We start from the raw sequence: 22,809 nt of genomic DNA on the forward strand, positions 1-22,809 counted from the left end.
TCGGCGGGACACGATCCGGAGGGCCGGGACGGAGTGTGGCTCAGGCCGCGATCGCGGCGACCAATGTCTTGGTCCCGACGATGTTCATGACCCGTGTCAGATTATAGGCGAGGACCGAGAGTGCCATCTCGGCGGCTACTTTTGGAAGCGTTTTGGTCAGGAAGTGTGTCGCCCTCATGCGGGCCTTCATGGTGCCGAACGGATGCTCGACCGTCTCTCGACGCTGGCGCATCGCTTCCGGGTGCGCGTCGAGGCGCTGCTGCACAGCCTCGAGCAGATGCTCGTGCTCCCATCGTGTAATCCGCCGCTCTGACCCTGGCGTGCATTGGGACTTGAGCGAACAGCTTTGACAGGCTGTGGTCCAGTAGCGCCGCAGCATCTTGCCGTCTTCTTCATTTGTATAGCGATATGACAGCCGCTCGTCGGCCGGACAGCGATAGGCGTCCTCCTCTGGCAAATAGGCAAAGTCCTGCTTGCCGAAGCGGCCATCCGCCTTAGCACCCGATGTCAGAGGTTTGGGCAGCGTTACCGTGATGCCTGCTTCGTGGCAGGCGAGGATCTCTGGGCTGTTGAAGTAGCCGCGATCGGCTACGGCTTCGAGCGTCTCAGTCTTTAGAACAGCCTTCGCCTGCTTGGCCATATTGGCAAGTTGTGCCCGATCTGAGCCGCTGTTCGTCACCTCGTGCGTCACAATCAGATGGTGCTCGGTGTCGACGGCGACCTGCACGTTGTAGCCGACAACGCCAGAACCGCGGCCACTCGTCGCCATCGAACGGCTGTCGGGATCGGTCAGCGAGATTTGCTGGTCAGGCGAAGCAAGCATTTGCCTCTCGTAGACGGCAAGCTTGCCCATTTCTTCCTTCAGCTTCGCCAACTTCTCTGTCAGCCGTGTCACCTTCGTCGCCAGCGCCTCCGTCGGCTCCTGCCGGTCCGCCGTATCAAGTTGGCTCAGGTAGCGTGCGACACTCTCCTCAAGCTGAGCACGCCGCCGTTGCACCTTCGCCTTTGTGAAGTTCCTGTCCCGATTGTTCACCGCCTTGAACTTGCTGCCATCGATGGCAACGCTCGCCGTCGCGAGAAGGCCCATCTCACGGCAGAGTTCCACAAAACGCGCACAGACCTTTCGAAGCGCCAGGCCGTTGTCCTTGCGGAAGTCCGCGATCGTCTTGTGATCAGGAGCGAGCCGACCCAACAGCCACATCAGCTCGACGTTGCGTCCGGCTTCTCGCTCCAGCCGCCGGCTCGACTGCACCCGGTTCAGATAGCCATAGATGTAAAGCTTCAGGAGAACCGACGGATGGTACGATGGCCGGCCTGTTGCGGCTGGGGTCACGCCCTCAAAGCCCACCTCGGCCAAATTCAACGCATCGACAAACGCGTCGATCACGCGAACTGGGTTGCTCTCGTCAATGAAATCATCGAGGCATTCGGGCAATAGCGTCCACTGCCCACGATCCGCCTCTTCAACGAAGCGCCTCATCGATTCCCCCAAAAGAATCACTAGGGAATCTTAACAGCAGCACGGCGTTTTCACACAGCCAGGGTCATTCGCGACTGGGGCGAGCCGGCAGCGAGTCCGGTCACGTCCGCTGCTCCGCCGGAAGCGGAAGGCAATTCAGAGCATTAGCCAACATGGTGACGGGGGCGAAGTCGCGAGAATCGGAAATTGCAATGGCTCGCGCCGCCAGCCAATGTTTGCGTTCTTTCCAGGTGGATGCCTCGCGTCGCATAGGTGTCGAAATCAAGCCCGCAAATGTTCGGCAGGATTTCCTTGTCTCCATGGCGAGCCGCGAATTTGCAAAAGCCGCAGGCCTTGTAGTTGATGCCGAATTCAAACCTGTCACCCGGGCCCGGTCGACGAAATCGTAGACGAAGTCTTCCGGAAACTCGTTCTGATGACTGTCTGTAGCGCTTTCAGCCGCCTGTTCGCGCAGCAAAGCCTGATTCTCGGGCGACATGAATTGACGCCCTGAGGCAAGACGTTGCGCCTCGGGCTCGGTGAGCAATTGCGCCTTGTAGGTTTCCCGTTCGATTTCGCCGATCATGGAAACCGGCACGCCGTGCCGCCGGAGCACCCGGCTGATGGCCATGAAGCCGGTGAGGCGCATGAAGAAATCGCTCATGCGACTTGCGGCGCCTCCGACATAGGGCATTTGGGTGAGCACGATCTGGAATTCGTCCATCACCTCCTGCCGAACTCGATCGATATCGGCGAGATGCGCGCGCTCGCGCAACATCGCTTCGGCAAGGTCGAGGCGGTGGCGCATGGCGGCGTCCATTGCGCCGCGATGCGATTCGTAAAACGGATGGATGGTCTCAGTCATTGGACACCTGACACTGTTGGATCGTTGTGACGTCGGGGAAACTGGTTTCATTCGGCGGCGATCGCCTCGATCTCCAGCAACCATTTGCTGTCGACGGTCTCGGCGATCATGACCGTCAGCGCGGGCTGATGCCCGCCGAGCATCTTGCGGCGAATGGTACGGTTGGGCGCGACCTGATCCCGATCGGTCAGGAACGTGGTGACCTTGACCAGATGCTCGACGCGAAGGCCTGCGGCGGCGAGCACCTCCATGACGTTGCGCCAGGCCTGCTCGCATTGGGCCTCAAAACCCTCGGGCACGGTGCCGTCGGATCTCTCAGGCACCTGGCCGCTGATGAAGAGCAGGCGGCGATGCTGCGTCAATTCAAGTCCCATGCAGTAGCCGCCGGCGGGAGGGTGGACCGTTGCGGGATTGTGGCTGACGATGTGAGCTGGCGGCATCGGGCGTCTCCGGATTGCGGGCAGACCGTATCCGGCGGCGTCGCCGCGGCGCAAAGCATGTTTGCTGCGGTTCAGCGCAAGAAAATCTATTGCAAGGCCACGGCCTGTCGGTGTCAAACTCCCGCGCAATGACCTACGCCCTGCCACCTCTCAACGCGCTCCGGGCCTTCGAGGCCGCCGCGCGGCACCTCAGCTTCAAACTGGCCGCGCACGAGCTGCACGTGACGCCTGCCGCCGTGGGGCAGCAGGTGAAAGCGCTGGAGGCGCGCCTCGGCGTGCAGTTGTTCGAGCGGCTGCATAAGCAGCTGATCCTGACCGCGGCCGGTCAGGCCTATCTGCCCGGGGTCTCCGAAGCTTTCGCCATATCGCGGACGCGACCGCGCAATTGAAGCCGGCAGGTGCGGTGCTGTTGCAATTGGGCGTCCATGGCAGCTTCGACCTGCGCCGCCTCAAATTGGCGGAGTTTCGCAGCGCGCATCTCGAAATCGGTTTGCAGGTGCTGCAGCCCGCCGGCTTGCACGAGTTGGCCGAGGGCAAGGTCGACCTGCTGATAGCCCGCGGCCTTGGCCACCATCCGGGCCATCGCTGCGACCGGCTCAATGAGGGATCCGGTTTGGGTGATTGGCTGATTGCGCCCGAAGGCAGCGCAGACTGTCCCGAAATCGTCAGCTTCCGCGAATGGCTGCGCGTCGTGCAGGCCGAGAGCCCGCTCGCAAACCACCGACCGCGTCTGGTCGGATAGCGGACTTGCGCTGCGATGATGGCAGTACACCCCTGATTTGCCCGACGTGTCAAGGTGATTTCGTAAAAAACGAATTCGCGCTCGGCCCCCGCGGGCTGCTTTGCATGGGGTTGTTTTCGATATTTTGGCGTCAGTGCCCGCCGAGATAAGCGGTGATCAGCCGGGGATCGTGGATGAGGTCCTTGGCGGGGCCTGATTGGACGACCTCGCCGGTCTCCAGCACGTAGCCGTAATCGGCCGTCTCGAGCGCGGCGCGGGCGTTCTGCTCGACCAGCAGGATGGACACGCCGAGGTCGCGGAGCGAGGCGATGGTGCGAAAGATCTCGCGCACGATCAGCGGCGCGAGGCCGAGACTGGGTTCATCGAGCATCAGCAGCGCGGGCTTTGCCATCAGCGCGCGCCCCAGCGCCAGCATCTGGCGCTCGCCGCCGGAGAGTGTGCCGGCGGCCTGGCGTTGCCGCTCCCTCAGCCGGGGAAAGCGATCATAGACCTCGTCCAGCGTCCTCTGGACGCCGGAGCGGTCGCGGAGGCTGTAGGAACCGAGCAGAAGGTTATCGGCAACCGACATGTCGGAGAACAGCTCGCGCTTCTCCGGAACCAGGCAGAGCCTGCGCTCGACGCGGTCCTCGACCGACATTTTCCGGATGTCGTTGCCACGGAATACCATGCTGCCGCGCGATGCGAGCAGGCCGATGGCGGCCATCAGCAGTGTGGTCTTGCCGGCGCCGTTCGGGCCGATCACGGTGACGATCTGCCCCTCGTCGACCGACAGCGAGACGTTGCGAACGGCCTCGACATTGTCGTAGCAGACGGTGACGTCGGTCATGGACAACATCTGGCTCACGCGACGCCTCCGAGATAGGCCTCTTGCACCCGCTCGTCGCTGCGGATCGCGCTCGGCACGCCCTCGCAGAGCTTGGAGCCGAAGTCGAGCACCACGATGCGGTCGACCAGCGACATCACGAACTCCATGTCGTGCTCGACGATCAGGATGGTCAGGTGATCCGCCCGCAGCGAGCGGAGCAGCTCCGCCAGTCGCAGCTTTTCCTGGCGGCGCAGGCCGGCCGCCGGCTCGTCCAGCACCAGCAGCGCGGGATCGGCGGCGAGCGCGCGCGCGATCTCCAGGATGCGCTGGTTGCCGAGCGGAAGATTGCCCGCGAGCTCGAACGGCTTGTCGCCGAGCCCGACGCGCTCGAGCTGCATCAGCGCCTCGTGGCGGGCGCTGGCTTCCTCGCGTTGATTGAGACGAAAGGCGCCGGCGAACAGGCCGCTGCTGGTTCGGCCATAGGTGCCGAGCATGACGTTCTCCAGCAGGCTCATGCGCGGCCGCAGCTTGACATGCTGGAAGGTCCTGGCGACGCCGGCCTTGGCGATGCGGGATTGCGGATCGCGCACGATCGAGCGTCCCGCGAAGACGATTTCGCCCTTGCTGACCCGCAGCGCGCCGGTCAGGCAGTTGAACATCGTGCTCTTGCCGGCACCGTTCGGGCCGATGACGGCGAGGATTTCGCCCGACTTCACCTCGAAGCTGACATTGTTGACCGCAACGAGACCGCCGAACCGGCGCTCGGCGCCATCGACCTTCAGAAGCAGTTCGCCCGGCGTCGGCTGCGGCCGGCGCGGCAGCGGCGGCGCCGGCTTTGGCCGCTCGCGCCGGATCTTCGGCAGGTAGCGTGCGATCGAGGGAACGATGCCCTGCCGCGCCCATTGCAGGAACAGGATGAACAGCGCCGAGAAGGCGACGATCTCGAGCTGCCCTGACGCACCCTTGGCGATCAGCGGCAGATAATCCTGCACGCTGTTCTTGAGCAGGGTCACGATGGCGGCACCAACTACACCGCCGAGCAGGCTGCCGGCGCCGCCGACCATCGTCATCATCAGATATTCGATGCCCATGCTGGCATCGAACGGACCAGGGCTGATGAAGCGGCTCATATGCGCGTAAAGCCAGCCGGAGAGCGAGGCCAGGAAGGCCGCGATCACGAACGTCACGAGCTTGATCCGGAAGGCGTTGATGCCGAGGCTCTCGACCAGCGTATTGCCGCCGCGCAGCGCCCGCATGGCGCGGCCGAGCCGCGAGTCCAGCAGATTGTAGCCGAGCAGGAGCACCAGGGCGACGATGCCCCAGATCAGGTAATAGATTTGCCCGCTTGAGACGAGCGCGAAGGAGCCGAGGCTGATCGGCGGGATCGACGAGATGCCGTTGAAGCGGCCGAGCCCGTCGACATTGCCGAACAGGAAGCCGATCGCAAGGCCCCATGCGACGGTCGAGAGCGAGAGGAAATGGCCCTGCAGGCGCAAGGTGACGACGCCGAGGATGACTGCGACACCGCAGGTCAGCACCACCCCGAACAGCAGGCCGAGCCAGGGCGATTGCCCGTTGAGGGCCGAGACCCACGCCGTCGCATAGGCCGCGATGCCGACGAACGCGGCCTGTCCGAACGACACGATGCCGCCGACGCCGGTGAGCAGCGCAAGACCGATGGCGACGAGCGAATAGATTCCGATATAGTTCATCAGCGTGATGCTGAACGGGCTCAGGACGACGGGTGCGAGTGCGAGGCATGCGAGCGCTGCTGCCGCGGCGAGCTGAACGTGAAGGCGCGTCATTCCTCGATCTCCTCCTCGGAATGCAGCGAGGCGAGGGATCGCCAGATCAGGATCGGGATCAGCAGCGAGAACACGATGACGTCTTTGAGCGCGCTGCTCTGGAATGATGCGAAGCTTTCGAGGATGCCGACCCCGACCGCGCCGATCGCGGCACCGGGATAGCTCGTCATGCCGCCGACGATGGCGCCGACGAACGCCTTGAGGCCGATCAGGAAGCCGGAATCGTAGAACACGGTATTGACCGGCGCGATCAGGATGCCGGATACGCCGGCCATCAGCGAGCCCAAGAGATAGGCGATGGTGCCGGCGCGTGCCGGCCGGATTCCCATCAGCCGCGAGCCGGTGCGGTTCACCGCCGTTGCGCGCAGCGATTTGCCGACCAGCGTGAAGTCGAAGAACAGATAGAGCAGGCCGCTGAAGGCCAGCGCGGCGATCACGATCAGCATGGTCTGGCCCGAAATCAGCACGCCCGCGAACTCCGTCGAGAACGACGTCAGCGGCTCGGTCCGGACCCCCTCAGGGCCGAAGAACAGCAGGCCGAGACCGACCAGCGCGAAATGCAGCGCCACGGAGACCGTCAGCAGCAGCAGCACGGTGCCATCGGCGATCGGACGGAATACGATCCGGTCAAGGAGCGGGGCGATTGGCGTGATCAGCATCAGCGCGAGCACGAGCCGCACGGCGAGCGGCGGGTCCATCCGCATGGTGAGCCAGGCGATGCCGACAACTGCCAAGGGAATGGCGAGATAGAACAGCAGCGCGCGCGGCAGCAGGCGGATATCGCCGCTGCGAATGAGCGAGATGATCTCGATCAGGGTCGCAAGGCATGCGAGCACCACGACCAGCGCGCCGGTCCCCGGAAAGCGCTTGGCATCGAGCGCCGCAAGCGTTAGCGCGGTGAAGGCGGCGATGTCGCCGAACGGAATGAAGATGACCCGCGTCACCGTGAAGATGAGCACGGTTCCGATCGCCACCAGCGCGTAGACCGCACCGGTGGCGATCCCGTCGATCGCAAGGATGGCCGCGATATCGCTCGTCATTGAGACGCCGTTCCCCCGTTCTGATCGCCTGCCGTCTTCGGTCTATGGCGCGTACTTCCAGGCGCCGCCGGTCAGGCGGACCACGACCAGCGAGCGCTCGTCGACGCCGGTCACCGCGCCGGGCTTGAAGTTGTAGACGGCATGCACGCCGGGCAGTTCCTTGGTGCTGAGGATGGCATCTCGCAGCGCGGTGCGGAATTCCGCCGTGCCGGGCTTCGCGGTCTTCAGCGCCCGCTCGGCGGCGTTGGCAAAGATCAGCCAGGCATCGAAGGAGTAGGCCGAGAACCCGTCGGTGGTCGGAATGTTGTGGGTCTTCTGATAGACTGCGCGGAAGTCGAGCGCGATCTTCTTGGCAAAGTGCTCGTCCGGAAGCTGCTCGGCCACGATCACGGGGCCGGCGGACACCTGAATGCCCTCGGCGGCCTTGCCGCCCACGGTGACGAAGTCCGGATTGACCAGCGCCACGGTGCCGTAGGTATTGCCCTTGAAACCGCGCTCGGAGAGCGTGATGAGGGGCAGCGCGCCCTGCGTGCCGGAGCCGCCGATCAGCACCCCGTCGGGACGCGCGGCCATGACCTTGAGTATCTGCGCGGTCACCGAGGTATCGGTGCGGGCATAGCGCTCGTTGGTCTGCACCTTGATGTCGTCGGTCGGCTCGGCGGCCTTGGCCCCGTTATAGACGAGGTCACCCCAGGCATCGGAGAAGCCGATATAGCCGATGTTCTTCATGCCGTCGCGCTTCATCCGGTCCGCGACGATCTTGACCAGCAGCGAAGCCGGCTGCGGCACCGCGACGACCCATTGCTCCGGCGAGCCCGGAAGCTTGCCGAGCGGCGAGATCGCGATCATCGGCACTTTCAATTCGCTGGCGACGGCCGCCATGGCAATGGTCGAGGGCGTCGTCGCGGTGCCGATGATGAGGTCGACCTTCTCCTCCTCGACGAGCTTGCGCGCATTGCGCGTCGCGGCCGACGGATCGGAGCCGTCGTCGAGCTGGATCAGGCGGATGGTCTCGCCGTTGATCGTCTTCTTGTATTCATAGGCGGCATTGATGCCGCGCCCATAGGGGATGCCGATCGACGCGCCGTTGCCGCTCAGCGAGGTGACGAAGCCGATTGTGATGTCGGCCTGCGCCGCCGTTGCCGCGAAGACGCCGGCGACAAGTGCGAGTAACCCCAGAGTCTTCTGCCGCATTTGCGTTGTCCTCCGTTGATGCTGGTACGAATGTCTGGAAGCCGGGCAGGAGCCCGAGCCGCGAACGAACCGATTGAAGGCATTGCTGCAGCGCCAGACGCCGGGCGCGGCGAGGGGAAGTTTCGCTGGGCCGGGGCGTCAGCGGCCATGGCGAGGCGTGCCGCTCGAACCGCGGCCAGGTCGGCGGCAACCGGCGGTCACCTGTCGAAGCGAAAGAAGTTGAATGCCGCCGCCGCGCTGTGCGGCCGGCGATGCTGCTGCCGGCCATTGCGGCCCGACGCTAGTCCACGCGATTGAGTTTCTCAAAATCGGTGCCCTGCAACATCATCGTCATGGCCACCGGCAGCGGCCGGTGGTCGATTACTTAAAGCCTAAAGTATTCTCCGTGGCGCCGTCAACACGTGTCACGGGGCTGTCAGAAAAAAATGTTGTTGCATACAATTTCGTGCGCGCGCGCCATTTTCCTTCATTTCTTTGTCCCGAAAAACGGGCCTCCTGGCTGCGATGGAGCGGCCGCTTGGCAGGCTCCGCCGCGCGCATTTGACGCGTCAATTAGTTTATGGTTGAAATATCTCCGTCGGCAGGCCGACGGCCGATGCTCCTGTCACCGTTCGAGGAGAAGGGCGATGCGCATCTACTGGCAGAGTTTCGTCGATGCGAGCGTGAACGCGCCCTATATGGCGCGGCTGTCGGAGTATCTCAACAACATCGCAGCGCCCGGCACGACGGTTCAGGTCGAGGGCATTTCGCCGCCGGATCGGGAGTTCGGCCGGCTCGCCGAGTTGCGCTGCGCGGTTCAGGCGATCGACAACGGCATCGCGGCGGAAGAGAGCGGGTTCGACGCCTTCGTGATGGGCCACTTCCAGGATCCCGGACTTTACGAGCTCCGCTCGACGCTCGACATTCCCGTGATCGGCACCGGCGAGGCGACGTTGCTGGCGGCCTCGCAGCTCGGCCGGCGCCTCGGCCTCGTGACGCTCGATCCTGTCTTCGAGGTCTGGCACTACGAGCAGGCCGAACGTTACGGACTAGGTGATCGCGTCGTCCACGTGACCGGCCTCGGTTGCAAGCCGGAGGATTTCGCACATGCGTTCGCCGGCGATCAGGCGGCCCATGCCCGGATGATCGAGGATTTTCTGGCTTGCGCCCGTCCGCTGGTGGAGCGCGGAGCCGACGTGGTGATCCCCGCCGGCGTGCTGCCGGGCCTCTTGATCGGGCGTGAGCATGGCCTGAAGGTCGGCCACGCGCCGGTCGTGAACTGCGCAGCGGTGGCATTGAAGAGCGCCGAGATGTGGGTGCAGCTCAGGAAGCTCAATGGCACCGAGCCGAGCCGCGGGCCGAGCTTCAAGCGCGCCAGCGCGCTCGCCCGCGACGATTTCCGGGCGATGCTCGCGCGAAACAAGCGCTAGCGCGAAGAGCCGACCAGTTTTGGAGAACGAGCGATGATGAGACCCGAGAAGATCCTCTACGAGACCGAGGTGACCGCGACGGGGGGCCGCGACGGCAAGGCCGCAAGTGCTGACGGCCTGCTGTCGGTGTTGCTGTCCGTGCCGAAATCGCTGGGCGGACCCGGTGGCGAGGGGACCAACCCGGAGCAGCTCTTTGCGGCCGGCTATGCCGCGTGCTTTCTTGGCGCGGTCAAGCTCGTGGCGCGCACCGAGAAGATCGCACCCTCTGCCGAGCCATCCGTCATTGCGAAGGTTGCCATGGGACCGGTCCCTGTCGGTTATGCGCTCGCGGTCGAACTGAAGGTCAGCCTGCCCGGCGTCGAGAAGGCGGTGGCGGAGGAGATCGTCGCGGGCGCGCACGAGCGGTGCCCCTATTCGAATGCTACTCGTGGCAATATCGACGTGAAGCTGACGGTGATCTGAGGCGGCAGGCAAGGCAGGCGGCTGGTGAAAAATTCGCTGCGCACACCGTATGACGGCATCGTGATGGCGGCTCCCGTCACGATCCCCTATGCGCGCTATTCCATCGAGAGCGCGCAATGGTGGATCGGCCGCGCGCTGAGCGCGCTGGTCGCGAAGGCCGGCATCAAGGCCTCCGACATCGACGGCCTGTGCGTTTCCAGCTTCACCATGGGGACTGACAGCGGGATTGGCCTGACCCAGCATTTCGGGCTGTGCGTCAGATGGCTGGACACGATCCCCCTCGGCGGCGCCAGCGCCATCGCGGCGGTACGAAAGGCAGCACGCGCGGTGCAGTCACGCGATGCCGATATCGTGGCCTGCGTGGCCGGCGATACCAACCACGTCGATTCCTTCCGCCTGACGCTCGAGAATTTTTCGCGCTTCAACCAGGACGCGGTCTATCCCTATGGTGCAGGCGGCGCCAATGCGAGCTTCGCGTTGATCGCGCGCAACTACATGCGGACGTATGGCGTCACGCGCGAAGATGTCGGCGGGATCGCGGTCGCCCAGCGTGCCAATGCGCTGCGCAACCCGCATGCACTGATGAAGACGCCATTGACGATCGAGCAGTATCTGGCAGCGCGTTCGATTTCCGATCCCATTCATCTGTTCGATTGCGTGATGCCGTGCGCCGGGGCCGAGGCCTTCCTTGTGATGCGGGACGAGACTGCGGCATCGCTTGGCTTGCCGGCTGCGCGATTGCTGTCGACCATCGAACGGCACAACGCCTTCGCCGACGATCCGATGCAGGTGCGCGGCGGCTGGGCAATGGATATCGGCGAGCTCTACGCAATGGCCGGCGTGAGGCCTGACGATCTCGATGTCGTGCAGACCTATGATGACTATCCGGTCATCACGATGATGCAGTTCGAGGATCTCGGCTTCTGCAACAAGGGTGAGGGCGCGGCCTTCGTGCGTCAGCACGATCTGACGATTGGCGGCGACTTCCCGCACAACACCTCGGGCGGTCAGCTCTCCGCAGGGCAGGCCGGCGCCGCCGGCGCCTATCTCGGGCTGGTCGAAGGCTTGCGGCAGGTCCTGGGAGAAGCCGGTCCGACGCAGGTCAAGGATGCAAAGCTCGGTCTGGCGTCCGGCTTCGGTATGATCAACTATGACCGCGGCCTGGCCTCCGGTGCCGCGATCTTTGCAGGGCCTGCGCGATGATCGATCCGATTGAGCCACCCCGGCGCAAGAACCCGCTGCTGCGGACACGGCTTCCCGCGTCGCCGCCGCGGCCGCGCAGCCGAACATCGCACGGCTTCACGCGCGCCGCCGCCGAAGGACGCTTCATGCTACAACGCTGCGAGGCCTGCGGCGCTTTCGCCTATCCGGCGCGAGAGGCATGCCCGGCCTGCCTGTCGGCCGGTCTGACCTTCGTCGATGCGCCGCGCCGCGGCGCGCTGCTGGCCGAAACCACGGCGCGGGTGCCAAGCGACGTTTATTTCCGCGAGCGGGCGCCCTGGCGCATCGGTCTCGTCAGGATGGACTGCGGTCCGACGATGGTGGCGCATCTGCATGCCGACTGCATCGAGGGCGCGCCCGTCCTGATGTCGTTTCAGCTCGACAAGAGCGGTCAGGCGGTGGCCTTTGCCCGACCCGAGAGGGAGACTCCCAACATGGCAGACGACCGGCAATGGCGGGAAATGACGGCCGATCCGAAATTCCGCCGTGTGCTCGTGACCAACGGCCGCAGCTTGATCGGCCAGGAGGCTGCTGCGGCGTTGAAGGCCGCGGGCGCGAAGACGGTGTTCGTCGGCGTTTCCGAACCGTGGCGGCCTTTTGCCGGCGAGCAGCTGTTGCGCGGACAGGCGGGGATCGAGATCGTGACGCTCGACGCGGCCGACGAAAAGTCGGCGACTGACCTCGCGGCTGACATCGGCGGCAAGGTCGATATCCTCGTCAACACGACGGAATATGTGCGGCCCGGCGGTCTGCTCGACCGCAGGGGCACTGGTATCGCGCGGGACGAGATCGACCAGGCCTATCTCGGCTTCATCAACCTTGCGCAGGCCTTCGGTCCCGCGATGCGGATGCGCGGCGCCGATGGCATCAACAGCAGCGCCGCCTGGGTCAATATCCTGTCGGTCTACGCGCTGGCGAACTGGCCCGCTTTCGGCGCCTACTCGGCGTCGCAAGCCGCCAGCCTGTCGCTGTCGCATTGTCTTCGCGCCGAGCTCAGGCCCGGCGGCGTCAAGGTGATGAACCTGTTCACGGGGCCGGTCGATACCGAATGGTTCCAGACCGTGCCGCCGCCCAAGGTGGCGCCGCGCGCTGTCGCGCAGGCGATCGTGTCCGGGCTCAGGGGCGGGCTCGAGGAGGTCTATGTCGGGGACGTCGCCGAGGAAATCAGGCAGCGTCTTGCCGCCAATCCGAAAGCGCTCGAGCGCGAGCTCGACAGATAAAATCAGGATCTCACCAAAACGGGAGGACGTCACAATGCAAGGCAAGAATCTCCTGGAGCTGGCTGGTGCGGTTTCGTCCGGCGCGGTGCGCGTCGTCGATCTGACCTTCACGCTTAGTCCGGATTTCCCGGTCATCGTGCTGCCGCCGGAGTTTGGCCAGGCGGCTCCGGTTCGGATCCAGGAGATATCGCGCTATGACGGTCGCGGTCCGGCCTGGTACTGGAACAATGTGACGTTCGGCGAGCATACCGGCACGCATTTCGACGCGCCGATCCACTGGTTCACCGGCAAGGACCTGCCGAACAATTCCGTCGACACGATGCCCGCCAAGGACATGATCGCGCCGGCCTGCGTCATCGATTGCTCGGCGGGCGCGGCGCAGGATCCGGATTTCCTGCTCACGGTGCCGCTCGTCGAAGCCTGGGAGGCGAAGCACGGACGGATTCCCGAGCGGCATTGGGTCCTGCTGCGCACCGACTGGTCGAAGAAGGGCTGGCGCGACTACGCGAACCTCAGGGAGGACGGCGCGCACACGCCGGGCCCGAACCCGGCCGTCATGAAATGGCTGGTCGAGGAGCGCGGCATCATCGGCTTCGGCACCGAAACGATCGGCACCGACGCGGGGCAGGCCGGCCATTTCGAGCCGCCTTATCCGGCGCATCACTTCCTGCACGGCGCCGGCCGCTATGGCCTTCAGTGTCTTTGCAACCTCGATCAGCTACCTGCCACCGGCGCCGTCATCGTGGCTTCGCCCCTGAAGATCCAGAACGGCTCCGGCAGCCCGCTGCGCGTGATCGCGTTGGTTTCGGTGAACTGAAGCGAGCGGATGGCGCTTGCCCGACAGAAGAAACGCAAATCAAGAAGGACAGGTGCCATGATCTCGATGAAGACCGTGCTGGCCTCGGCCGCGTTGCTGGTCGCCGTTCCGCAGGCCGGGCAGGCCGACATCCTCGTCGGATTCGTCACCGGCCTCAGCGGGCCGGTGTCGTCGATCGGGATTCCCAATGCAAAGGGGATCGCGGCCGGCGAGGCCTATGTCGGCGAAGTCGGCGGCGAGAAGCTCCGCGTCATCCAGCTCGACGACGCCTCCGATCCGACGGCGTCGGCGCGCAACGCGCGCAAGCTCGTCGAACAGGAGAAGGTCGACATCCTGATCGGCACGTCGGGCGCGCCGCAGACGCTGGCGATGGCGACGGCCGCGATCGAGATGAAGATTCCGATGATCGCGGTGTCGCCGATCGCACCGGTACCATCAGGCGATGGCGGGCCCTGGGTCGTGCAGACGCCGCAACCGACGCCGCTTCTCGTCCAGGGCATCGTCGATCACATGAAGGCGCGGGGGTTGAAGACCGTCGCGTTCATCGGCTTCTCGGACGCCTTCGGCGACCTCATGTACGACTCGCTGTCGCAAAGCGCCAAGGCGGCCGACATCAAGGTCATCGCCAACGAGCGATACGCCCGGTCGGATTCGTCGGTGACCGCCCAGGTGCTGCGCGCGTTGGCGGCGCGGCCCGACGCCATCATGCTCGGCGGCACGGGAACGCCGGGTGCGCTGCCGGTGATCGCTCTGTCCGAACGCGGATACAAGGGACCGCTCTACGGCAACCACGGGCTGATCAGCGCCGACTTCCTGCGGCTCGCCGGCAAGGCCGCCAACGGAATCATCTGTCCGACCGGGCCGGTGACCGCGGCCGAGCAGCTTCCGGCCAGCAATCCGATCCAGAAGGTTGCACTGGATTTCCGCGCCGCCTTCGAGAAGGCAAACGGTGAGCCGCCGACCGACTCGTTCTCGTCCTATTCCTTCGACGGCTGGCTGGTGTTCGTCGATGCGGCCAAGCGCGCGATGGCGACCGGCGCCAAGCCGGGCTCGCCGGAATTCCGCATCGCGCTTCGCCAGGCGCTGTTCACCACCAAGGAGCTGGCGGGGACACAGGGCGTCTACTCCTACACGCTGGCGGATCGGCACGGCGTCGATGCGCGCTCACGGATCCTGGTTCAGATCGAGGACGGAAAGTACAAGCTGTTGCCCTGATTGAGCGGCGGGATGGTGTCGGAGGGCGTTCGGCTGCGGCGCCAGTTGCAGCGGCAGCTTACGGCTTCTGCATCTCGTCCCTGACGGTGCCCTTGAGCTCGTCGAGCTCGCGGGTCAACCCATCGAGCCGGTCAGCGGGGAATCCCGCCAGCAGTTCGGCCAGCCATGAGCCGTGGCTCTTGGCCATGCGCCTGAAGGCTTTCCGGCCTTCGACGGTCATGCAAACGATCTGCACCCGTCGATCCAGGTTTGAAGGCGTGCGGGTGATGAAGCCGTCCTCGACCAGCCGATCGACGATCGGCGTAAGATTTCCGGCAGAGACCATCAGCCGCTTCGGCAGCTCTCCCAGCACCAATCCGCTCGGCTCACGGTCAAGCTGGGCCAGCACGTCGAAGCGCGGCATCGTGAAATCGTATTCCTCGCGGAACCGGCGCCGCAGCTCGCCCTCGATCAGGGTTGTGCAGGCGAGCAGCCGAAGCCAAAGCCGTGTCTGAGCCCTGTACTCGGCCTCCTGATCACCCCCGTTCTTGGGCGAAACAGGCGGGGACGCCTTCGCGACTGCCAAATCAAATCTCCTGGGGCATCCGGGCCCGTTGAAGGTGACGGCCTCGATGTCGTCCGCAAGATAGTTCGTGCCAAAAGTAAATTCAAGGCTCGTTCAGGGGCCGCGGATCGGCCCTGCGGTGCATGGAATTTTGCGGTGCCGGGCCTGCCGGAAGGCGACCTCCGCGGTTTTCCGACGAGCGCTGCAGCGTTCCCTGGCGGGCGTAGATATTTCATGTTTAAAATAAAGAGCGAGCATCGCTGCCTGCGCAGGATCGGCACGACCTGCTCGTCGAAGAGATCGAAGCCGCCAGGCAGCCAGGGCGGGATGACGTTGAAGCCGTCGGCCGCGCCGCTCTCGAACCAGGTCCGATGTTGTCAGCGATCTTCTCCGGCGGGCCGACGATACCCAATGGCCTCGCGCGCCCGCGAGACGCTGCACGGGCTGGCGGATCGTCGGCTGCTCGCGATCATCTGTAAGCATCTGAAATCAAAGTAAAATGCGGGACGGCTGAATTTGCAGTTGTGTCGGCTCAAAAGTCCGCTATCTCAGGCGCGATGATAAAGCGAAATAACATCAGTACGTTGTCGCATCGTTTTACCGTTGCCCCGATGATGGATTGGACCGAGATATCGCGAAAAGTGAAGCGCGATCAGCACTTAAACGAGATTGCGATCAGCCGTGCAGTACCAAATGCTGTACCCCCGCCATCGACAAGTGGCGTTTTGACTAGGCTGCGTCCGAGATACGCATTTCAACATGCAGGCCGGCAGCTCCGATCATATTGACCAAGGTATCGAGGCCAAACAATTCGATCTTACCGCGCATGAGGTCAGAGATGCGCGGCTGGGTAACACCAAGCAGCTTGGCGGCTTCCGATTGGCTCAGCCCCGTCCTGGCGATGTGATCCTTCAAAGCCATGATCAACGCGGAACGGAGCTTCATGTTCTCAGCCTGCGCAGGCGTATCCTCAATTGCGTCCCACACGTTAGCGAAGCGCTTCTTGCTCATTGACCTAGCTCCTTTAACAAATCCCGGTAACGCTGCGCCCCTAGGTTCAGATCCGCCTTGCTCGTTTTCTGCGTCTTCTTCTGGAAGCAATGCAGCACGTAAACGGCCTCGTTGAACTTCGCCACATACAGCACTCTGAATGCTCCCGCGGCATCGCGAATCCGAATTTCCCGCACCCCTCGGCCAACCGTATTCATGGGCTTCCAATCGTCGGGCTCGCGCCCATGCTGGACTTGGTCAAGTTGATGTCCCGCCTCACGCCGAGCCGCTTGTGGAAACGCACGCAAATCGTCGAGTGCGCTGCCTCGGAACTCGACCGGCTTGATATCAATCATTAAAACTCATATACAAAATTTTGTATGAGTTGGCAACTCCTTTCCGAGTGCTGTGAAACCGGCGAGTGGCTAGCGAACTTTGAGTCAAATCGCTCCTTCAGGATTGGTATTGTCGGGCAGAATAAACATTGGCGCGCGACAGTCTTGGCAATGAAGCAGACAGACGCCAGAATCGCTGAACTCATGGCACGGCTTACCGCGCTGGAGCGCGAGCGTGCGGATGTCGTGGCTGAGATCAACGCCCTACGATTGATGCAGAGTGAGGAGACCGAGCCTATCAAGGAGGTCCCTTCGGGAAGCGCTGGCGAGCCCACGGACCGGAATTCGCCAATCGAAAAGAAGCTTGCCCTGTTTCGCCGGCTCTTCCGTGGCCGCTCAGATGTCTACCCTATTCGTTGGGAGAACCGTACGACGGGGCGAAGCGGCTACGCGCCCGCCTGCGCGAACGAATGGCGCCGTGGGACTTGCGAAAAACCGAGAGTCAAATGTTCAGCATGTCCAAATCAGGCATTCGTGCCCGTCGATGACGTGGCAATCGAACGCCATCTACGCGGGACCGACCCGAACGGTGCCCCGTTTGTGATGGGCGTCTATCCGATGCTTGCGGACAACGCCTGTTCGTTCCTGGCCGCGGATTTCGACGAAGGGGATTGGCGAAGGGATGCCTTTGCGTTCAGGGACTCCTGCGAGCGTCATGGAATACCTGTTGCCATTGAGCGGTCCCGATCCGGAAACGGTGCTCACGCCTGGATCTTTTTCGACCAGCCGGTCTCGGCGGTATTGGCGCGCCGTCTCGGGGCCTTCCTGATCACCGACACGATGGAACGCGTCCCCGATATCGGATTCGGATCCTACGATCGGTTTTTTCCGAGTCAGGATTTCACGCCAGCGGGTGGCTTCGGTAACTTGATTGCCTTGCCTCTTCAGGGGCTCGCGCGAAGTTCTGGCAACAGCGAGTTCATCGACGATTCTTGCTCACCGTATCCGGATCAGTGGGCCTTCCTGTCCGCGATTGCATCTGTGCCGCGAGCGAAGGTGGAGCATCTGGTCGAGGAAGCAAGTGCAGCTGGAAAAATTCTGGGCGTGCGTATTCCTCTCGCCGACGAAGACGAAGAACCGTGGCTAGCCCTGCCGTCGCGACGACAGACGCCACCAGCGATACGCGAGCCATTGCCGGGTGTGATCACTGTCGTACAAGCGGACCAGATCTACCTTCCGCGTCACGCACTGCCACCGTCGCTGATCGCGCGCCTGATTCGCCTTGCGGCATTCCAGAATCCCGAATTCTATGCCGCACAAGCAATGCGCCGATCGACGCATGATAAGCCTCGGATCATCTCTTGCGCGGAGTTGACCAGCCATCACATTGCGCTGCCTCGCGGGTGCTTCGACGCTGTACTAGATCTGCTTGCGTCATTAGGAGTTACAGTGACAATCGAAGATTGCCGTGTTCCCGGTGCGGCGATCCCATTTGCCTTCACTGGTGTATTGCGCTCCGATCAAGAAACCGCCATCAGGGCCTTGTTACCGCATGATACCGGCGTGGTTGCGGCAACGACGGCGTTCGGAAAGACGATCTTAGCCATCCGGATGATGGCCGAACGCGGGCGGAATACATTAGTCCTCGTTCATCGCCGTCAGCTCATGGATCAATGGATCGAGAGGCTCTCCGCGTTCTCAAATATGCCGCGCGACGCGATCGGCATGATCGGCGGCGGCCGCCGCAAACCGAAAGGTCAGGTCGACGTCGCCTTGATCCAGAGCCTGGTTCGCAAGGGCGAAGTCGATGATATCGTCGGTAATTATGGGCATCTCGTCGTCGACGAATGCCACCATCTGTCGGCTGTAAGCTTCGAGCTGGTCGCGCGCCGCAGCAAGGCCCGCTATGTCCTCGGCCTGTCAGCGACGGTTACGCGAAAAGACGGACATCACCCGATCATCGTTATGCAATGTGGTCCCGTCCGCCATCGCGTGGATGCGCGATCCGAGGCAGCCAAACGCCCATTCGATCACGTGGTGCGGATCAGGGACACCAACTTCCAGCTTCAAGCGGCATCGGACACGGTCGCCTCTATCCAGGACGTTTTCAAGGAATTGATCGCCGATGAAGCACGCAACGAGCTCATATTTGATGACGTCTTGAATGCGCTGGAAGCTGGCCGTTCGCCCGTCGTGATAACCGAGCGTACCGCCCATCTGGAGATCATCGCAAAGCGTCTTGAGCGTTTTGCAAAGCATGTCGTCATATTGCGCGGTGGGCAAAGCGAAAAACAGCGCCGAGAAATCGCCACGCGGCTCGCAGCAATTCCCCAAGCCGAGGAACGCGTCATTGTCGCGACCGGACGTTATCTCGGCGAAGGTTTCGATGATTCCCGCCTCGACACCCTGTTTCTTACCATGCCAATTGCTTGGAAAGGTACCCTTGCTCAGTATGCCGGCCGGTTGCATCGTCTCAACGACGTCAAGCGCAAGGTGATGATTTATGATTACGCCGACATGAGAGTGCCGGTCCTGGCCCGCATGGCTGCGAAACGCCGTGTTGGCTATCAGGCGATAGGTTACGAGATGTTGGGTACGCGTGATCTGTTTTCTGATCGGGCCACTGCGCCGAACGAACCCACATAGGTCCCGCGCGGATCGCTGACCAGTCAGGCATCTACGTTACCGCAGTGCTATTCCCAATTCAAATTCGACGAGTTGGCGTAGTTGGTCGTAGCCAAAACACCTTGTCGAGGAGCGGTACTGCACGGGCAATTTTGGTACTGCCGTGCAGTACCTGGCATGGTCAAAAAAAGCGAAAATGATTGAGTGATCAGATCAAGCCGTTGAAAAGAAAGGAAAATGCTTTAGCTCTAACGCTTCAGATTGTCCGTCGCACCAAAGTCGATTGGACCGACAGAGTTTATAAAGCTTAAAGAAAACAGTATGTTAGATCGCATATTTTCCGTGGCACCCATGATGGATTGGACGGACCGGCATTGCCGCGTCTTCCATCGCCTGATGTCGCGGCGGGCGCGGCTTTATACCGAGATGCTGACCACAGGCGCCGTGATCCACGGCGACCGGGCGCGGCTGCTCGGCTTCGATGCCAGCGAGCATCCGGTGGCGCTGCAGCTCGGCGGTTCCGATCCGCGCGATCTCGCGACAGCCGCGCAGATCAGCGAGGATTTCGGCTATGACGAGATCAACCTCAATGTCGGCTGTCCCTCTGATCGGGTGCAGAACGGCCGCTTCGGCGCCTGCCTGATGGCCGAGCCCGCGCTGGTCGCCGAAGGCGTTGCGGCGATGAAGCGCGCGGTAAAGGTGCCTGTCACGGTGAAGTGCCGGATCGGCATCGACGACCAGGATCCGGAAATCGCGCTCGATACGCTGGCCCACGGCGTGATTGCCGCCGGCGCCGATGCGCTGGTCGTGCATGCGCGCAAGGCCTGGCTGAAGGGATTGTCGCCGAAGGAGAACCGCGACATCCCGCCGCTCGACTACGATCGCGTCTATCGTCTCAAGATGGCGCTGCCGGATGTGCCCATCATCATCAATGGCGGCATCACGAGCCTCGCCGAAGCGAAGCAGCATCTGGCGCGTGTCGATGGCGTGATGCTGGGGCGGGCGGCGTATCAGGAGCCGTGGCGGCTGCTTACCGTCGACTCGGATCTGTTCGGTGAAACGTCGCCGCACGCGACGATGAAGGACGTGTTCGCAGCGATGCTGCCCTATATCGAGCGGCAACTGGCCGAAGGCACGCGGTTGCATTCGATCACGCGCCACTTCGTCGGCGCCTTTCATGGCGTCCCCGGCGCGCGTGCGTTCCGCAGGCATCTCGCGGAGAACGGCGTTCGGCCGGGCGCTGATGTCAACGTGCTGTGCGATGCGATCGCGCTGGTCGACGATCGCGCACGCACGGCGGTGGCGGCCTGACGGGACGGACTACGGCTTGCGCTGACGTCGCACGACGTCCTGTGCGACCTTCAGGAAGTTGAAGAGGTGCGGCATCCGGTTGTCGCGCCGGTAGTTCAGCGACAGCGCGGTGCCGGGATTGTGCCCCTCATAGGCGCGGTAGGCGACGCCGGGGCGTTCCGCCTGCGAGACTGATTTCGGTACCAGCGCGATGCCGACGCCAACCGACACCAGGCTGATCGCGGTCTGATAATCCTGCGCCAGCACCTGCGATTTCGGAATGAAGCCTTCTTCGAGGCAGATGTTGAGGATGTGGTCGGCGAAGCTCGGGCGCGGCTTGCGCGGGTAGAGCACGAACGTCTCGGCCTTCAACGCCGCCAGCCGTGTGACCTGCAGTTCGAGCAGCGGCGAGGTGTCTGATAGTGCGAGGATCAACGGCTCCTGCAGCAACGGCTCCGACTTCAATTCCTCGTCTTCGAGCGAGGGCCGCGCGACGGCGATATCGATCTCGCGCTGGATCACCGCGCGCTTCTGCTCGGCGTTGTTCATCGCCGACAGCGCGAGCTCGACATCGGGATAGGCCGAACGAAATGCCTTGATCACGTTGGGCAGCACGCCATAGGTCGCCGATCCGACGAAGGCGACGCGCAGGTGCCCCGAAAAGCCTTCTCCGATCCGCTTGATCTCGCGGTGGGTGCGGTCGAGCCGCTCCAGCACGTCGCGCGCACGCTCGAGCAGGACGCTGCCGGCCTGGGTCAGCCGGATCTGGCTACGGCTGCGGTCGATCAGCATGACGCCGAGATCGCTCTCCAGTTGTGCGATCTGCCGGCTCAACGGCGGCTGCGCGATCGCAAGCCGCGATGCGGCGCGGCCGAAATGCAGTTCCTCGGCGACGGCGACGAAATAGACCAGTCGCCTGAGGTCCATGACGTCGTCGCGATCGGTCACGGTCAGTCGAACGTTTGTCCGCGGGCTTCCGGGGAAGCTGCGGGAAGGGCTAGCCGGGTTTGCTGCGGCGTGGTCATCAGCGCGCGTTCGAGACGATGGTTTCGGTGCGAAGACTGGGCGTGGGTCCCCGGATTGTCAATTGTCCGCAGGGACAACGCCATCTGATTAGTCCTTGCGAGCGAAGGCACGGATCTTGTCCTCGTCGATCTCGACGCCGAGACCGGGGCCATCAGGGACGCAGATCTCGAACTCGTCGAACTTGATCGGGGTGACGACCAGATCCTCCACGAGAATTCGCGGACCGAAATGCTCGGTGCCCCATTCGAGCCTGGGCAGGGTGGCGAAGGCGGCGAGATGCGCGGCGGCACCGACGCCGCTCTCCAGCAGGCAGCCGCCGTAGAGTTCGAGGCCATGCGCGCCTGCAACCGCGGCGGCACGTTTCATCTCAAACAGGCCGCCGCTCTTCACAAGCTTCAGCGAATAGACGCTGCCGCAGCCCATCGTGGCGACGCGGGCGATTTCCTCCTTGGTGAACGCCGCTTCGTCGACCAGCAACGGGATCGAGGTGCGTGCCGCGACACGCGCCATGCTTTCCAGCTGCAGCGCCGACACCGGCTGTTCGACCAGCGCGACGTCCAGCTCCTCCAGCGCGGGCATGAAGCGGATGCACTCGGCCTCGGTCCAGCCCTGGTTGACATCGACGATCAGACGCACCTCGTCGCCGAGGCCGGCGCGCAACGCCTGCAGCCGCTTCAGATCGGCCTGTGGCCGGTTGAAGCCGAACTTGATCTTGAATTGGCGGTGCTCGCGGCGCTGCAGCTTCTCTCTTGCTTCCTCGAGCTCCTGGCCGCTGTCGCCCGAGGCCAGCGCCCAGATCACCTCCATGCGCTGGCGCACGGCGCCGCCGAGCAGTGCGCTGGCGGGAAGGCCGAGCGTCTTGCCGGCAGCATCGAGCAAAGCGGATTCGATCGCGCCCTTGGCCGCGAAATTGCGGGTGGCGGCCTTGCTCATGCGCAAGGCGTTGGCCTCGAAGGCGAGGGCGGGCTGCCCGAGCAGCGCCGGCGCCAGGTAGTTGGTGACCGCGGCCTTGATCGATTCCACGCTCTCTTCGGCCCAGCGCGGTCCGCCGAGCGTCGAGGCTTCGCCGATCCCCTTCACGCCGTTGTCGAGCAGCACGCGCACCAGCACATAGCCCTGATGGGTGACTTCCGTGTTCGACAGCTTGTGTCGCCGGCGGGTCGGCGCTTCCACGATGGTGGCGCGGATACTGCGGATCGCAGTGTCCTTCGCGAGTGGCTGCACTTGCTCCACGGGCTCGGCGATTTCGATCACGGCACGGCTCATAAGTCCTCACAGGTCAGTTCAAGTTGAGCCCGCCGGGCT

General features: G+C 63.5%; 20 protein-coding genes and 3 pseudogenes. 10 read left to right on the plus strand and 13 right to left on the minus strand.

Annotated elements, in window-relative coordinates:
- Nucleotides 1–40: 40 nt before the first annotated feature.
- From AKN84_RS16675 to AKN84_RS16685, 3 genes and pseudogenes are all read right to left on the minus strand, one after another.
- On the minus strand, nt 41–1,480 hold the full coding sequence (locus AKN84_RS16675) for an IS1182 family transposase (RefSeq protein WP_050421775.1): 1,440 nt from the start codon (nt 1,478–1,480) through the stop codon (nt 41–43).
- A 143-nt stretch (nt 1,481–1,623) separates the two neighbouring features.
- Nucleotides 1,624–2,324: pseudogene (locus AKN84_RS16680) on the minus strand (L-2-amino-thiazoline-4-carboxylic acid hydrolase).
- A gap of 47 nt (nt 2,325–2,371) precedes the next feature.
- Nucleotides 2,372–2,764 carry a RidA family protein gene (locus AKN84_RS16685; RefSeq protein WP_050421823.1) on the minus strand — a complete coding sequence of 131 codons (393 nt, stop codon included), beginning with the start codon at nt 2,762–2,764 and terminating at the stop codon, nt 2,372–2,374.
- 128 nt (nt 2,765–2,892) lie between these two features.
- On the opposite strand from AKN84_RS16685, the pseudogene AKN84_RS49990 reads away from it, so the two are divergent.
- Nucleotides 2,893–3,506 (plus strand): annotated as a pseudogene (locus tag AKN84_RS49990) (LysR family transcriptional regulator).
- A 130-nt stretch (nt 3,507–3,636) separates the two neighbouring features.
- Here AKN84_RS49990 and AKN84_RS16695 read toward each other — a convergent pair.
- Genes AKN84_RS16695 through AKN84_RS16710 form a run of 4 tightly spaced genes read right to left on the minus strand, consistent with a single transcriptional unit; the run spans nt 3,637 to nt 8,350 of the window.
- On the minus strand, nt 3,637–4,350 hold the full coding sequence (locus AKN84_RS16695; protein WP_050421776.1) for an ABC transporter ATP-binding protein: 714 nt from the start codon (nt 4,348–4,350) through the stop codon (nt 3,637–3,639).
- The gene (locus tag AKN84_RS16700; protein ID WP_050421777.1) at nt 4,347–6,116 is read right to left on the minus strand and encodes a branched-chain amino acid ABC transporter ATP-binding protein/permease; all 1,770 of its coding nucleotides are present in this window, start codon (nt 6,114–6,116) and stop codon (nt 4,347–4,349) included. The genes AKN84_RS16695 and AKN84_RS16700 overlap by 4 nt, the downstream gene beginning before the upstream one ends.
- Nucleotides 6,113–7,156, minus strand: coding sequence for a branched-chain amino acid ABC transporter permease (locus AKN84_RS16705; RefSeq protein ID WP_050421778.1), 1,044 nt, complete (start codon nt 7,154–7,156; stop codon nt 6,113–6,115). The genes AKN84_RS16700 and AKN84_RS16705 overlap by 4 nt, the downstream gene beginning before the upstream one ends.
- Before the next feature lie 42 nt (nt 7,157–7,198).
- A complete protein-coding gene (locus AKN84_RS16710; RefSeq protein ID WP_050421779.1) occupies nt 7,199–8,350 on the minus strand; it encodes an ABC transporter substrate-binding protein in 1,152 nt (383 codons plus the stop codon).
- A 223-nt stretch (nt 8,351–8,573) separates the two neighbouring features.
- Here AKN84_RS16710 and AKN84_RS45585 point away from each other — a divergent pair, with 223 nt between their 5' ends.
- The 7 genes from AKN84_RS45585 (at nt 8,574) to AKN84_RS16740 (ending at nt 14,694) form a co-directional block, all read left to right on the plus strand.
- Complete coding sequence (locus AKN84_RS45585) at nt 8,574–8,894, plus strand: hypothetical protein (protein WP_128970909.1); 321 nt, start codon at nt 8,574–8,576, stop codon at nt 8,892–8,894.
- An 82-nt stretch (nt 8,895–8,976) separates the two neighbouring features.
- Entirely contained in the window at nt 8,977–9,759 is a 783-nt protein-coding gene (locus AKN84_RS16715; protein WP_050421780.1) for an aspartate/glutamate racemase family protein, read from the plus strand.
- Nucleotides 9,760–9,792: 33 nt separating this feature from the next.
- Nucleotides 9,793–10,221: an Ohr family peroxiredoxin gene (locus tag AKN84_RS16720; protein ID WP_128970911.1), complete on the plus strand. Its 429-nt coding sequence runs from the start codon at nt 9,793–9,795 to the stop codon at nt 10,219–10,221.
- Between the two features lie 24 nt (nt 10,222–10,245).
- Nucleotides 10,246–11,424: a thiolase family protein gene (locus tag AKN84_RS16725; protein ID WP_128970912.1), complete on the plus strand. Its 1,179-nt coding sequence runs from the start codon at nt 10,246–10,248 to the stop codon at nt 11,422–11,424.
- Nucleotides 11,421–12,662, plus strand: a complete 1,242-nt coding sequence (locus tag AKN84_RS16730) for an SDR family NAD(P)-dependent oxidoreductase (RefSeq protein ID WP_128970913.1) — start codon at nt 11,421–11,423, stop codon at nt 12,660–12,662. Before AKN84_RS16725 ends, AKN84_RS16730 begins: the two co-directional genes overlap by 4 nt.
- Nucleotides 12,663–12,696: 34 nt before the next feature.
- Nucleotides 12,697–13,479 carry a cyclase family protein gene (locus tag AKN84_RS16735; RefSeq protein WP_050421781.1) on the plus strand — a complete coding sequence of 261 codons (783 nt, stop codon included), beginning with the start codon at nt 12,697–12,699 and terminating at the stop codon, nt 13,477–13,479.
- A 57-nt stretch (nt 13,480–13,536) separates the two neighbouring features.
- The gene (locus tag AKN84_RS16740) at nt 13,537–14,694 is read left to right on the plus strand and encodes an ABC transporter substrate-binding protein (RefSeq protein WP_050421782.1); all 1,158 of its coding nucleotides are present in this window, start codon (nt 13,537–13,539) and stop codon (nt 14,692–14,694) included.
- Between the two features lie 58 nt (nt 14,695–14,752).
- Here the strand turns inward: AKN84_RS16740 and AKN84_RS16745 are convergent, their stop codons facing one another.
- From AKN84_RS16745 to AKN84_RS16755, 4 genes and pseudogenes are all read right to left on the minus strand, one after another.
- The gene (locus tag AKN84_RS16745; protein WP_050421783.1) at nt 14,753–15,259 is read right to left on the minus strand and encodes a MarR family winged helix-turn-helix transcriptional regulator; all 507 of its coding nucleotides are present in this window, start codon (nt 15,257–15,259) and stop codon (nt 14,753–14,755) included.
- Between the two features lie 239 nt (nt 15,260–15,498).
- A pseudogene (locus AKN84_RS49095) lies at nt 15,499–15,712 on the minus strand (LLM class flavin-dependent oxidoreductase); the annotation flags it as partial.
- Between the two features lie 255 nt (nt 15,713–15,967).
- A complete protein-coding gene (locus tag AKN84_RS16750; RefSeq protein ID WP_050421784.1) occupies nt 15,968–16,249 on the minus strand; it encodes a helix-turn-helix domain-containing protein in 282 nt (93 codons plus the stop codon).
- On the minus strand, nt 16,246–16,584 hold the full coding sequence (locus AKN84_RS16755) for a type II toxin-antitoxin system RelE/ParE family toxin (protein WP_050421785.1): 339 nt from the start codon (nt 16,582–16,584) through the stop codon (nt 16,246–16,248). The genes AKN84_RS16750 and AKN84_RS16755 overlap by 4 nt, the downstream gene beginning before the upstream one ends.
- Nucleotides 16,585–16,734: 150 nt before the next feature.
- On the opposite strand from AKN84_RS16755, the gene AKN84_RS16760 reads away from it, so the two are divergent.
- Nucleotides 16,735–19,209 carry a TOTE conflict system archaeo-eukaryotic primase domain-containing protein gene (locus AKN84_RS16760; RefSeq protein ID WP_050421786.1) on the plus strand — a complete coding sequence of 825 codons (2,475 nt, stop codon included), beginning with the start codon at nt 16,735–16,737 and terminating at the stop codon, nt 19,207–19,209.
- Nucleotides 19,210–19,509: 300 nt separating this feature from the next.
- Nucleotides 19,510–20,499, plus strand: a complete 990-nt coding sequence (dusA, locus tag AKN84_RS16765) for a tRNA dihydrouridine(20/20a) synthase DusA (RefSeq protein ID WP_128970916.1) — start codon at nt 19,510–19,512, stop codon at nt 20,497–20,499.
- A gap of 9 nt (nt 20,500–20,508) precedes the next feature.
- On the opposite strand, the gene AKN84_RS16770 is transcribed toward dusA, so the two are convergent.
- Both AKN84_RS16770 and AKN84_RS16775 read right to left on the minus strand, forming a co-directional pair.
- Nucleotides 20,509–21,426 carry a LysR family transcriptional regulator gene (locus tag AKN84_RS16770; RefSeq protein WP_244485209.1) on the minus strand — a complete coding sequence of 306 codons (918 nt, stop codon included), beginning with the start codon at nt 21,424–21,426 and terminating at the stop codon, nt 20,509–20,511.
- Between the two features lie 165 nt (nt 21,427–21,591).
- Entirely contained in the window at nt 21,592–22,758 is a 1,167-nt protein-coding gene (locus AKN84_RS16775) for a muconate/chloromuconate family cycloisomerase (RefSeq protein WP_244485211.1), read from the minus strand.
- Nucleotides 22,759–22,809: the final 51 nt, after the last annotated feature.

The organism is Bradyrhizobium tropiciagri (genome assembly GCF_001189845.1).
GTDB classification, from domain to species: domain Bacteria; phylum Pseudomonadota; class Alphaproteobacteria; order Rhizobiales; family Xanthobacteraceae; genus Bradyrhizobium; species Bradyrhizobium tropiciagri.